We start from the raw sequence: 12,269 nt of genomic DNA on the forward strand, positions 1-12,269 counted from the left end.
ATCGCCGACAGCGCCACCGGCGACAGGCCCGTGCGGGGCGGATCGACGATCACGCAGGCATCCGCCAGGTGTGCGGACTGGCTGCGCACGAGCCCCTCGACATCGCCCCGCACCGCACGGACACGCCCACCGAAAGGCGCCGCGTTGGCCACCAGGTCCTCGGCGCTGATCGGATCCCCCTCGACGCACGTCACCGATGCCTGCGGGAACGTGCAGGCCGCCGCCAGGCCGAACAGGCCGACACCGGCGTAGAGGTCGATCACCTCGCGCGCCTCGGTCGCCGCCGCAAGCACCCGCGCCAGGAGCTGTGGCAGGAGCACGCGGTTGCCCTGGAAGAACGCCGCGGCGTGACGCGTGATCCCCGCCTCGCCCCCGGTCACGCCGAGCGCCGCCCACGGGTCGCGCACGTACGGGTCGCCGACCAGGGTCGTCGGATGGCGCGACGACGCGAGCGCGGCGCTCACACCCGTGCAGCCGGACGGTGGCCCCTCGACCCACAGTTCGCGACGGCGCGGCAATGGCCGGGCCAGTTCGAGATGCGCCGCCTGTTGATCGCCGGCCACCGACTGGGCCACGAGCACGGCCTCGACGCTGGGCACGAGTTCGGGGCGGAGCCGAGCCACCACGTCCTCGGCCAGGGCGAGCACGCCGGGCGCCAGTTGGCCGGTGGCCCCCGCATCGCACAGCGTGTGCGTCCCCTCCAGGAAGAAGCCGACGCGCCCTCCCTGCACGTGCAGCCGGGCGCGCAGTCGCCACCCGGTCGAGGGCGACCCGACCACCTCGATGGGCGGCAGGTCACGCAACCGGCCGATGCGCTCGAGCGCGTCGGTCACGATCGCCTGCTTCAGGAGGCCTTGCCGTTCGGGGGCGACGTGCGCGAACACCAGCCCGCCGCAGCGGGCGTCGATGGCCGGCACCACGCGATCAGGGGACGCCTCGAGCACGTCGACGACGCGACCGAACGCCACGCCCTTCCCCGTCCGTTCCACGACGATGCGGACGCGCTCGCCGGGGATGCCCCCGCTCACGAGGATCACGCGACCGTCGAGCCGCGCCAGGGAGCGTCCCCCGGCGACGGGCTTCTCGAGGTCGACATCGTGGAGAGTCGGATCAGCCATCGACACGCACCTGTGGCAGGGCGAAGTGCTTCCGCACGAGGTCGCCCCGCAGCGCCGCCTCGGCCTCACGATACGCCTCGGGCGGCAACTGCGCGCGGTAGGCGGCGAGTTCGCGCGTCACCTGCGCGTCGACCGTCGCTCGCGCGGCGTCCGGCAAGGCCGCGAGGGCCGCGCCGGTGAGTGCCGTCTCGATGGCCAGCAGGTCGGCGAGCAGGGTGGCGCGCGCCTCGGCCCGCGCACCTCGGGCGCCATCCAGCCGCGCGTCGACGTCCGCGATGGCCGTCGCCACGGCCTCTCGCAGGCCTGTCGGCATGTCGCTGCCGGCCGCCACCGACGACAAGCGCATGAGCACGCGCTCCAGGTGCTTGGGCAGCGACCGGCCGCGAGCGGCTGCCGCCTCGGGTCCCGCCGTCGTGCCCTCGGGCGTGACCGCGACGGCAGCGGCACGCACGCCCACGGCGCGACGCCACTGGTCGAACGCGTCACGCACGTCGGCTTCGCAGAACTCGACTCTCACGGGACGCCGACGCGGCCCCCGTGCCGTGAGGCGAGCGATGGTGCGGTCGATGCCGTGGGTCGCGACCCGCAGCGGCACCCCATCGCGAGCCCAGTTCGCCACCAATTCGAAGGCCGGACCGACGATGCGGACCAGGTGGCCGCCGTTGACGCGGCACAGGTGCGCCTCGACGGCGCGACAGTAGGCGCCGATGTCGGTGGCCTCTTCGCGCGGGCCCTCTGCCGCGACCGGCGTGTCGTGTGCGCTCACGCGCCGACGCCTTCCAGCAGCCACTCCACCTCGCCGCCGTGGACGAGCATCTCGGCAGCGGCCGCCACCTGTACGCGGAGCGCCCCAGACTGATCGATGCCACGGGCGCGTCCACTGTGAGTCACCCCGTGATGATGCCAGCGGACCGGTGTGCCGTCGACACTGGGCGCCAGCGCCAGCCACGACTCCCGCACGCGGACGAGGTCGCCGGCCGCGAGAGCACCGACGCCCGTGTGCATCCGCTCCAGCAGCGCCGCAACGACCGCGCTGACCAGCGCGAGCGGCTCGCACGACGCAGGCGCGAGATCTTCCAGCGTGATCATCCGCGCCGCCACATCGGGCGGCGCGTCCGACCGAAGCACGTTGATGCCGACCCCGACCACCACGGTACGGAGCACGCCACCGTCACTCGCCCCTTCGGCGAGGATGCCCGCGAGCTTCCGCCAGCCTGGCTGGGCCGAAGGAAGGCCAGCCTGCCGATTGTCGACTGCCGACTGCCGGCGGCTTCGTACCATGACGTCGTTGGGCCACTTCAGTTCGACGGCCGCGCCGCACGCCTCGCGCACGGCCTCGGCGACGGCCACGCCCGCCATCAGCGTGACCAGCGACGACGCGGCGGCGCCCTGCTCGCCGGCGAGGGCCGACCAGCGATCCGGGCGCAGGAGCGTGGAGACGTACAGGCCGTGGGCGGCCGGCGAATGCCACGACGCGCCGCGACGGCCCCGGCCGGCCGTCTGCTCCGCGGCAATCACCGTGTAGCCTTCGGGAGCGCCCTCGACGGCGGCGCGGGCGACTTCATCGTTGGTGGACCCGGTGGTCGCGCGCACCGAGACGTGATGCGCGAAGGCGCCGGCCTGCGCGCGCGCCGCGCCGGCGCGCACGGCCGCCAGCCAGGCGTCGAGGGCCGCACTCACGGCGCGGGGGCGATCTTGAAGCTGAGGTCGACGGCGGGCGCCGAGTGCGTCAGGGCCCCGATGGACACGAAGTCGGCCCCGGTGGCCGCGATCTCGGGGATGCGCTCGAGGGTGACGCCACCCGACACCTCGATCTGCGCGCGGCCCCGGGCGCGGCGCACCGTCTCGGAGAGGGTCGCCAGGTCCATGTTGTCGGCGAGGATGCGCGTCGCGCCGGCGGCCAACGCGACGTCGAGTTCGTCGAGCGTGCGAACCTCGACCTCGATGCTCATGTCGAGCCCGGCGCTGCGCATCCGCTCGAGAGCCGTCGCCACGCCGCCCGCCAGCGCGACGTGGTTGTCCTTGATCAGGATGCCGTCGTCGAGGGCGAAGCGGTGGTTGGTGCCACCGCCGGCCCGGACCGCGTACTTCTCGAGCACGCGGAGCGTCGGCGTCGTCTTGCGTGTGTCCAGGATGACCAGCGACGTGCCGGCCGTGGCCTCGACGTAGCGGCGCGTCACCGTGGCGATGCCGGACATCCGCTGCATGAAGTTGAGCGCCGTGCGCTCGGCCGTCAGCAGGGCACGCGCCCGCCCCGTCACTTCCGCGACGAGCGTGCCGGCCGGGCACCACGCACCGTCGTCGTGGTGGCGCACCAGGGTCGATGACGGGTCGAGCTGGAGGAAGGCTTCCTCGGCAACGTCGAGGCCCGCGATCACGCATGCCTGCTTGGCCAGCAGGCGGCCGTGGCCGCGCTGGTGCTCCTCGATCGTGCCCTCGGTGGTGGCGTCGCCCCAGCCGAGATCCTCGGCCAGCGCGCGACGCACCAGTTCGCGATAGAGGGCGCGGTCCAGGGGCACGAGTGGCGTCGTCACGCGCCGACCTCCTTGGGGTTCGGCTCGAGCTCACCGAGCTCGACGGTGGCGGTCCGCGCCTCGCCCTCGCTGGTGCGGACCTGTTGCACGAAGCCCGACGCGGCCACGTCCGCACGCGCCGCCTCGAACGACACGAGGTCGGCCGCGGAGGCAGACAGGTGGAAGTCGACGACGGGCGTGCGCAGCGGCTTCTTGGCCTCAGACTTGGTCCGGCGGATCTCACCGAGCGCCCACGACGCCATCGCGAGTGCCTCCTCGCCGGCCGAGTCGCCCGCGCCGCCGATGTTGGCGAGCACGCCCTCGGCCGTGGGCCAGGCGGCGTGGTGCACCGAGCCGTCCTTCCACCACGACCACACTTCCTCGGTGACGTAGGGCAGGAACGGCGCGAAGAGCCGCAGCAGCGTGTCGAGCACCACGAGCATGGCCGCGTTGGCCGAGGCCTGCCCGTCGACGCCCAGGTCGCCGTACCGCCGTGCCTTCACGAGCTCGAGGTAGTTGTCGCAGAAGTCCCAGAAGAACTGCTCGGCGCGCTCGAGGGCGCGCGTGTAGTTGTAGTCCTCGAGATCCTGGGTGGCCTCGCCGACCAGCGCCGCCAGGCGCGTGAGCAGGCCACGATCGACGGGCGCGGTGATGGCGCCGGTCGGTTCGGTGCGGGCCAGCGCGAACTTCGCCGCGTTGAGCAGCTTCATGGCGAGGCGACGCCCGACGCGCATCTGGCCGGTGTCGAAGGCCGTGTCGGCGCCCGGCCGCCCACTCGCGGCCCAATAGCGCACCGCGTCGGAGCCGTGCTCCTCGAGCAGGCCCATCGGCGTCACGACGTTGCCCTTCGACTTGGACATCTTCTTGCGATCCGGATCGAGCACCCAGCCCGAGATCGCGGCGTGCTTCCACGGCAGGGCGTCGTGCCCGAGGTGCGCGCGCAGCACCGTCGAGAACAGCCACGTGCGGATGATGTCGTGCGCCTGCGGACGCAGGTCGAGCGGGAACACGCGGCCGAAGAAGTCGTCGTCGTCGCCCCACTGCCCGACGATCTGCGGTGTCAGCGACGAGGTCGCCCACGTGTCCATCACGTCGGGGTCGCCGACGAAGCCGCCGGGCGCGCCGCGTTGCGCCGCGTCGTAGCCCGCCGGCACGTCCGTGGACGGATCCATCGGCAACTGTGCCTCGGCGGGGAGGATCGGCTGGTCGTAGCGCACCGCGCCGTCGGCGCCGATCGGGTACCACACCGGGAACGGGACCCCGAAGAAGCGCTGGCGCGACACGCACCAGTCGCCGTTGAGGCCCTCGACCCAGTTCTCGAAGCGGGCGCGCATGTACGACGGGTGCCACTCGAGCTCGCGACCGCGTGCGATGAGCGCCTCGCGGTGCGGCATCGTGCGGATGAACCACTGCCGGCTCGTGACGATCTCCAGCGGGCGGTCGCCCTTCTCGAAGAACTTCACGGCGTGCGTGATGGGGCGCGGCTCGCCGACGAGATCGCCCGACTCCTTGAGCAACTCGACGAGGCGCGTCCGCGCCTGAGAGGCGCCACGGCCGACCAGCGGCGCGTAGGCCGCCTCGGCGCGCGCGACGTCCACCGACGGCCACTGCTCGCTGCCGAACGTGATCGGCCGCAGCGTGCCGTTGGCCTCGATGATCGAGCGCACCGGGAGGTTCAGCTCGCGCCACCAGATCACGTCGGTGAGGTCGCCGAACGTGCAGATCATCGCGATGCCGGTGCCCTTCTCGGGATCGGCGAGGTGATGCGGGCGGATCGGCACCTTCACGCCGAACAGCGGCGAGATGACGTCCGTACCGAACAGGGGCTGGTAGCGCGCGTCGTCAGGATGGGCGACGAGCGCGACGCAGGCCGGGATCAGCTCGGGGCGCGTCGTGTCGATCTCGACGACGCCCTGCCCGTCGGCGCGGGCGAAGCGGATCTTGTGGTACGCGCCGGGCATCTCGCGGTCCTCGAGTTCCGCCTGGGCCACGGCCGTGCGGAAGTCGACGTCCCAGAGCGTGGGCGCCTCGAGCTGGTAGGCCTGCCCCTTCTCGAGCAGGCGCAGGAACGCGAGCTGCGAGATCTTCTGCGCGCGCTTGCCGATGGTCGCGTAGGTCATCGACCAGTCGACCGACAGGCCGAGGTACTTCCAGAGGTGCTCGAAGGCCTTCTCGTCCTCTTCGGTGAGGCGCGTGCAGAGCTCGATGAAGTTCGGGCGCGACACCGAGATCGGCTGCTTGGCCGGCGTGGCTGGCGGCTCGAAGGCCGGGTCGTACGGCAGCGACGGATCGCACCGGACGCCGTAGTAGTTCTGCACCCGCCGCTCGGTGGGCAGGCCGTTGTCGTCCCAGCCCATCGGGTAACACACGGCGAAGCCGCGCATGCGCTTGAAGCGTGCGATGACGTCGGTGTGGGTGTAGGAGAAGACGTGCCCCACGTGCAGCGACCCGCTCACGGTGGGGGGCGGTGTGTCGATGGCGTAGACCTGGTCGCGGGGACGCGTCCGGTCGAACCGGTAGACGGCGTCAGCCTCCCACCGGGGTTGCCACTTGGCTTCGAGGCCCTCGAGGGCCGGCTTCTCTGGAACGCGGTAGGACGGGGACGACGCCTCGGACATCACCGCACGATCGTAGGGGGTGCCCCCGCCCTCCGCAAGGGGGCGAGGGTCGGCGCCCGGACGGGTCAGCGCGTGCCGGCCTTGATCCGCGCGATTTCCTCGGCGATCAGCCGTTCGGCGACGTCGAGCACGCGGCGCGTCACTTCCTCGCGCAGCACCTTGTCGGTGAGGCGCGCCACGACGCGGCTCGCGACCTCCTCGATGAAGGCGTCGGTGACCACGCCGGCGCCGGCGGCCGCAGCCGTGGCCGCCGAGGCGGGCGGACCGACCACCGCAGGCCCTTCCCCGCGCTCCTCGGCGAGGATGGCGGAGAAGGCGCTGGCGAGCGAGGGAGCAGCGACGGCCCCGGAAGGCGGCATCGCGGCCACCTCCGGCGCCTCGGCGGCTGGCGCTGGGGCGACGGCCGGGGCATCGGCCGGGAGCTCGACGCGGGCAAGGCCAGCTCGGCCCTGGCGGGCGGCCAGGTGCTGGTCCAGCCGCGACGCGTAGGTGTCCACCCCGGGCGCGAGCGTGGCCGCGGCGCCCTCGGTGACCGGCGCAGCAGCGCCGGCGCGCGGCGGCGCGAACTCGCCCAGTGACTCGCCACGTTCCCCGCCCAGCAGGCGCTTGACCAGCGAGACGACCTGCTGCGGCTCGAACGGCTTCACCAGGACGGCGTCGGCCTGGCAGGCCTCGGCGCGCCGATCGTCGATGGGCTCGAAGGCCCCGGTCATGAGCACGACGGGCACCTGCGCCAACGACGCCTGCCCCCGCACCCACGTGGCCACGTCGTACCCGTCGCGGGCGGGCATGGTCGTGTCGGCCAGGATGACGTCGGGCTTGTTGCCCGCCCCGAGGTAGCCCACCACCTCGTCGCCGTCGCTGAACGAGACGACCTTGAAGCCCTCGTCGGCGAAGGTCAGCTCGATCACGCGCTGGACCGTGACACTGTCATCGGCCAGCAACAGCGTGTAGCTCATGGGGCTGAGCGTAGTCACCCGGGTGAGCAGCCGTCAAGCACGGGTGGAACTCCGGCGCCCCGGCTCTCGTCGATTGACGGGGCGCGTCCCGGGTCGGGACGCGCCCAGCCGGGCCCCGTGTTCGGCACCCACCCTCTCGAACGTTCTGTAGGTGTCGGGCTACGCCTGAAGTGGCAGCCCCGGAGCGAAGCCATGCGTCTCGTGCTCAAGATCGTCGGTGTGCTGGCCGTCTGCCTGGTCGTGATTGCCGCAGGAGGCTACTCGTACCTGCTGCTCGCCTACCCGAAGGTCGGCGCCGCGCCCACCCTCACGGCCGAGGCCACGCCCGAGCGGATCGCGCGCGGCAAGTACCTGGCCGACCACGTGGCGGTGTGCACCGACTGCCACAGCCAGCGCGACTGGACGCGGTACGCCGGTCCGCTGAAGCCGGACACCTACGGGGCTGGCGGCGAGGTGTGGGACGAGGCCGTGGGGTTCCCGGGCAAGCTCGTGGCGCGCAACATCACGCCGGCGGCGCTCGCCTCGTGGAGCGACGGCGAGATCGTGCGGGCGTTCACCGAGGGCGTGTCGCGCGACGGCACGCCGCTGTTCCCCCTGATGCCCTACACGTCGTACGGCAAGCACATGGCGCGCGAGGACGCCCTGGCGATCGTGGCCTACCTGCGCACGATGGCGCCCCGGTCCCAGCAACTCGCCGACCGCCGCCTCCACTTCCCGCTGCCGCTCGTCGTGCGCACGATGCCGACGCCGGCGACGGCCAACGTCGCCCGCCCGGATCCGTCCGACCGCGTCGCCTACGGGCAGTACCTGGTGAACATCGCCGCCTGCGCCGACTGCCACACGCCGACCGACGCCCAGAAGGCGCCGATCGCCGACAAGCGGCTCGCCGGAGGCCAGGAGTTCCCGCTCCCCAACGGCCTCATCGCCCGGTCGGCCAACCTGACGTCGGATGCGGCGACGGGTCTCGGCGCGTGGAGCGAGGAACAGTTCATCGAGCGGTTCAAGGCCTACCAGGACGGCTCGGCCCACGTGCCGGTGGCAGCCAAGGACTTCAACACGCCGATGCCGTGGCAGTCCTATTCGGGCATGACGCGCGAGGATCTCGGCGCGATGTTCGCCTACCTGAAGACCGTTCCCGCCATCAGGAACCCGGTCGAGAAGGTCGGCCGACAGGCCGCCGCCACCAACTGAGGGCGGTTCTCCGTCGCCCTTGGGCGACGGTCAGGGCAGCAACGGCTGATCGCGCCGCACGCGCGCGCTGATGAAGTCGACGATGGCCTGCATGGACGTCCCCGGCAGGAACACGCCCTCGATGCCGATGTCGCGGAGGCGCGCGATGTCCTGGTCGGGGATGATCCCGCCCACCAGCACGAGCACGTCGTCCATGCCCTCGGCCGCGAGCAGCGCCATGAGCCGCGTGCACACGTGCATGTGCGCGCCAGACAGGATCGACAGTCCGATCACGTCGGCGTCTTCCTGCAAGGCGGCAGACGCGATCTGCTCGGGCGTCTGGCGCAGCCCCGTGTAGATCACTTCCATCCCGGCGTCACGGAGCGCACGCGCAATCACCTTCGCGCCGCGATCGTGGCCGTCGAGCCCGGGCTTGGCAATCACCACACGGATCGGGCGGTCAGTCATGATTCACTCGGGGCTGGGCGCTGGGGGCTGGTCCTTGGCCGCCGCGCTCGCCCGTTGCCCTTCGGCCTTCGCACTTCCCACTTCGCCCTTCATCTTCGGCATTCCGGCATCGCAGCATCGCGGCATTCCCGAGGAGCGCTCAGAATTCAGCGCGCTCGGTGTACTCCCCCCACACCTCGCGCAGCGCGTCGCACATCTCCCCCACGGTCGCGTAGGCGCGGACGGCGTCGAGCAGCGGTTCCATCAACGGGCCGTCGCCGCGGGCCGCCGCGCGCAACGATGCCAGCGACGTGGCCACCGCCGCCGCGTCGCGCGACGCCTTGATTCGCGCCAGCTGCGCCAGTTGCGTCTCGGCCACCGAGTCGTCGATGTACAGAATCTCCAGCGGCGCTTCCTGGTCGGCCACGAACGCGTTGACCCCGACGACCACCTTGCGCCCCGTCTCGACCGCCTGCTGGAACCGGTAGGCGCTCTCGGCGATCTCGCGCTGCGGGTAGCCGGCCTCGATGGCGGCGACCATGCCGCCCATCCGGTCGATGCGATCGAAGGTCGCCAGCGCCTCGGCCTCCAACTCGTCGGTCAGCTTCTCCACGTACCAGGACCCACCGAGCGGATCGACGACGTTGGCCACGCCGCTCTCGTAGGCGAGGATCTGCTGGGTGCGCAGCGCCAGCGTCGCCGACTCGGTGGTCGGCAGCGCCAGCGCCTCGTCGAGCGAGTTGGTGTGCAGCGAGTTGGTACCGCCGAGCACGCCCGCCAGCGCCTGGATCGCCGTCCGCACCACGTTGTTGTACGGCTGCTGCGCCGTGAGCGACACGCCGGCCGTCTGCGTGTGGAACCGCAGCTGCCAGGACTTCTCGCTGCGGGCACCGAAGCGGTCCCGCATCACCCGCGCCCAGATCCGCCGTGCCGCGCGGTACTTGGCGATCTCCTCGAAGAAGTCGTTGTGCGCGTTGAAGAAGAACGACATCCGGGGCACGAAGGCGTCCACGTCGAGCCCCGCGTCGACGCCCCACTGGACGTACTCGATGCCGTCGCGCAGGGTGAACGCGAGTTCCTGCGCCGCCGTCGCCCCGGCCTCGCGGATGTGATACCCGCTCACCGAGATGGGGTTCCAGCGCGGCACGTGCGCGCCACAGAAGCGGAAGGTGTCGACGATCAGCCGCATGGAGGGCCGCGGCGGATAGATGTACTCCTTCTGCGCGATGAACTCCTTGAGGATGTCGTTCTGGAGCGTGCCGTTCAGCCGGGACCACGGCACGCCCTGCCGCTCCGCCACGACCAGGTACATCGCCAGCAGCATCGGCGCCGGCGAGTTGATCGTCATCGACGTGCTCACCGTGCCGAGGTCGATGCCCTCGAAGAGCGCCTCCATGTCGGCAAGCGTCACCACGCTCACGCCGCACTTGCCGACCTCGCCGAGCGAGAGCGGATGGTCCGGATCGCGCCCCATCAGGGTCGGCAGGTCGAAGGCCACGCTGAGGCCGGTGCCGCCGGCGGCGAGGAGCGCCTTGTAGCGCTCGTTCGTGTCGGCTGCCGTGCCGAACCCCGCGAACTGCCGCATCGTCCAGAGCTTGCCCCGGTACCCGGACGCATGGATGCCGCGGGTGTACGGGTACGCGCCCGGTGTCGCGACGTCGCGCGCATGGTCACGGCCCGCATCGTCGGCCGGGCCATACACCGGCGCGACCTCGCGTCCGCTCACCGAGGTGAAGTCGCGAGCGGGCTCGGCCGTCGTCGTCGCGGACGCGGCGACGGTGCCGTCCTTGCCGGCCAGCGTCGTCATCCGGTCACCTTGACGCCCGTGATCTTGCGCGGCGCGTCGTCGCCCTGGCCGGCCTTCACCTCGATGAGGAAATCGCCGGCCGGCAGGCTGGCCAGCGGTACCTCCGCCTCGTGCGTGAACGGACTGCCCGACGGCGCCGCCCGCACCACGAGGGCGCTCATGCCATCGCCCGTGCGGCTCATCAGCCTGATCGCCGGATCGCCACCGGTCACGTGCACCCGCAGCAGCAACTTCTCGGTCCGGCTGAAGACGCGCGCGGCCGTCGGCTGCGCCGTGGCCGCCGCGGCGAGGGCCTGCAGGTCGCGGGCCGTGCGGGCGCGGAACAGGGCGGGTGTGCCCACCACGAGCGGTTCCTTGCTGAAGTCGGGCACGGCGAGTTCGAGCATGTCGGACCCGAGCAGGGCCCCGGAGCCGCCTTCGAGCTGCACCTTCATCTGCGCGGCGCCCGGCGCCACGAGGAAGGACGTTTGCCCGCCCCCCGGCGACGGCACCGCCGTGGACGGCGCGGTGGGCACCTTGCCGCGGTACACCGGGCCGTCCTTCTCGTTGACGGCCATCACCGTGACCTGCGACACCGGTTCGCCGACCGGCGCAGGCACACCGGGCCCGGCCGTGACGGGTTCCCACGAGAACAGCACGCGGGTCTTGCCGCTCGGGTCCGGCGCATAGCCCACCCACGTGCGGACGTTGCGCGCCCGCGCGACCTTGTCGATCTCCGACAGGGCGCCCTGCACGTCAGGCGGGGGACCCGGGCGTGGCGCGGCCATGGCCGTGGCGGCCTCGTCGGGCTTCAGCGCCCAGTACCCGCGCCTGGCGCGCACCTCGATGCCGGGCCGCTTCACCCGCACCTTGATCTGGTGGAACCGCCCGTCGGTGGGCGCCGCCGACGAGGAGTAGCCGAGCAGGTAGTAGGCGCTGGCGTCGCGCATCATCTGCGCGAGCCCGCCGCCGAGGTCGTTCCGGTTGATGATGGCGCGCCCGTCGGTCTCGTCGGCCATCACGCGCAGCGAATCCTGCGTCTGGCGAAGCGCCGCAGCGTCGACCTGCAGGCCCACGCCCTCGTTGATGTCGAACTCGAAGCCGGCCAGGCCGCGCGGGTCCAGCATGTACAACGACACGTTGTTGCGGTTGGCGTCGGTGGTGACGTCGCGCATCAGCATGCGGATGTCCATGTCGCCGAAGAAGCGCTCGCGGTCGAGCGCCATCGCGCCCATCGGGTCCACCGACGAGTCGCCGGTCATCGCCGTGGTCCCGCGCCCGACCATGCCGGTCTGCGCGTTGTTGCCACGCAACTGCGGCGGCACGAAGTCGGTGTAGCCCTCGCTCACCACGATGACCGTCTTGCGCCCCTCGCGCATGCCGCCGAGGCGCGTCATCAGCCCGCGCAGCGCCGAGAGGCTCACCTGGTTGCGGATCCTCTCGACGATCTGCGTGGGGTAGTTGGCGTACTGCTCCTCGAACATGTTGCGCGGCGGGATGTACTGGTACTTGCGGCCTTGCCAGCTCAGGATCTGCTGGATCACGGCCTTCTTGTTGCGGGTGAAGCTCACCGCCCGCAACGGATCCAGCGGGTACATCATCGCGATCATGTCGAGCGGGCCGACCTGCGTCTCGATGAACTTGACCAGCGGGTCCTT

10 protein-coding genes are annotated in these 12,269 nt (G+C 71.8%); 1 reads left to right on the top strand and 9 read right to left on the bottom strand.

Annotation, left to right across the window (positions count from 1 at the left end; all coding sequences use genetic code 11):
- From ACIRDX_RS15805 to ACIRDX_RS15830, 6 genes are all read right to left on the bottom strand, one after another.
- Positions 1–1,118: class I SAM-dependent RNA methyltransferase (locus ACIRDX_RS15805; protein WP_396626399.1), on the bottom strand; the 1,118-nt coding region annotated here is incomplete at its 3' end.
- On the bottom strand, positions 1,111–1,884 hold the full coding sequence (locus ACIRDX_RS15810; RefSeq protein ID WP_396626400.1) for a hypothetical protein: 774 nt from the start codon (positions 1,882–1,884) through the stop codon (positions 1,111–1,113). The genes ACIRDX_RS15810 and ACIRDX_RS15805, both read right to left, overlap by 8 nt.
- On the bottom strand, positions 1,881–2,798 hold the full coding sequence (locus ACIRDX_RS15815) for a biotin--[acetyl-CoA-carboxylase] ligase (RefSeq protein WP_396626401.1): 918 nt from the start codon (positions 2,796–2,798) through the stop codon (positions 1,881–1,883). Before ACIRDX_RS15815 ends, ACIRDX_RS15810 begins: the two co-directional genes overlap by 4 nt.
- Complete coding sequence (gene nadC, locus ACIRDX_RS15820) at positions 2,795–3,652, bottom strand: carboxylating nicotinate-nucleotide diphosphorylase (protein ID WP_396626402.1); 858 nt, start codon at positions 3,650–3,652, stop codon at positions 2,795–2,797. The genes ACIRDX_RS15815 and nadC overlap by 4 nt, the downstream gene beginning before the upstream one ends.
- Entirely contained in the window at positions 3,649–6,249 is a 2,601-nt protein-coding gene (valS, locus tag ACIRDX_RS15825) for a valine--tRNA ligase (RefSeq protein ID WP_396626403.1), read from the bottom strand. The genes nadC and valS overlap by 4 nt, the downstream gene beginning before the upstream one ends.
- A gap of 65 nt (positions 6,250–6,314) precedes the next feature.
- Positions 6,315–7,208, bottom strand: a complete 894-nt coding sequence (locus ACIRDX_RS15830; protein ID WP_396626404.1) for a response regulator — start codon at positions 7,206–7,208, stop codon at positions 6,315–6,317.
- A 192-nt stretch (positions 7,209–7,400) separates the two neighbouring features.
- Here ACIRDX_RS15830 and ACIRDX_RS15835 point away from each other — a divergent pair, with 192 nt between their 5' ends.
- Positions 7,401–8,399: a c-type cytochrome gene (locus ACIRDX_RS15835; RefSeq protein WP_396626405.1), complete on the top strand. Its 999-nt coding sequence runs from the start codon at positions 7,401–7,403 to the stop codon at positions 8,397–8,399.
- A gap of 30 nt (positions 8,400–8,429) precedes the next feature.
- Here ACIRDX_RS15835 and ACIRDX_RS15840 read toward each other — a convergent pair whose 3' ends face one another.
- The 3 genes from ACIRDX_RS15840 to ACIRDX_RS15850 form a co-directional block, all read right to left on the bottom strand.
- Positions 8,430–8,846, bottom strand: coding sequence for a cobalamin B12-binding domain-containing protein (locus ACIRDX_RS15840; protein WP_396626406.1), 417 nt, complete (start codon positions 8,844–8,846; stop codon positions 8,430–8,432).
- Positions 8,847–8,985: 139 nt separating this feature from the next.
- Complete coding sequence (locus ACIRDX_RS15845; RefSeq protein WP_396626407.1) at positions 8,986–10,632, bottom strand: methylmalonyl-CoA mutase; 1,647 nt, start codon at positions 10,630–10,632, stop codon at positions 8,986–8,988.
- A partial coding sequence (locus ACIRDX_RS15850) for a VWA domain-containing protein (RefSeq protein WP_396626408.1) occupies positions 10,629–12,269 on the bottom strand: 1,641 nt, incomplete at its 5' end. The genes ACIRDX_RS15845 and ACIRDX_RS15850, both read right to left, overlap by 4 nt.

Origin of the sequence: Luteitalea sp., assembly GCF_044337415.1 — a bacterium.
In the GTDB taxonomy this organism is placed as follows: domain Bacteria; phylum Acidobacteriota; class Vicinamibacteria; order Vicinamibacterales; family Vicinamibacteraceae; genus Luteitalea.

What these genes read in the sequence shown, in the direction of transcription:
- valS (WP_396626403.1), bottom strand. Translation starts at nt 6,249, where the DNA reads ATGTCCGAGGCGTCGTCCCCGTCCTACCGCGTTCCAGAGAAGCCGGCC.
- ACIRDX_RS15830 (WP_396626404.1), bottom strand. Translation starts at nt 7,208, where the DNA reads ATGAGCTACACGCTGTTGCTGGCCGATGACAGTGTCACGGTCCAGCGC.
- ACIRDX_RS15835 (WP_396626405.1), top strand. Translation starts at nt 7,401, where the DNA reads ATGCGTCTCGTGCTCAAGATCGTCGGTGTGCTGGCCGTCTGCCTGGTC.
- ACIRDX_RS15840 (WP_396626406.1), bottom strand. Translation starts at nt 8,846, where the DNA reads ATGACTGACCGCCCGATCCGTGTGGTGATTGCCAAGCCCGGGCTCGAC.
- ACIRDX_RS15845 (WP_396626407.1), bottom strand. Translation starts at nt 10,632, where the DNA reads ATGACGACGCTGGCCGGCAAGGACGGCACCGTCGCCGCGTCCGCGACG.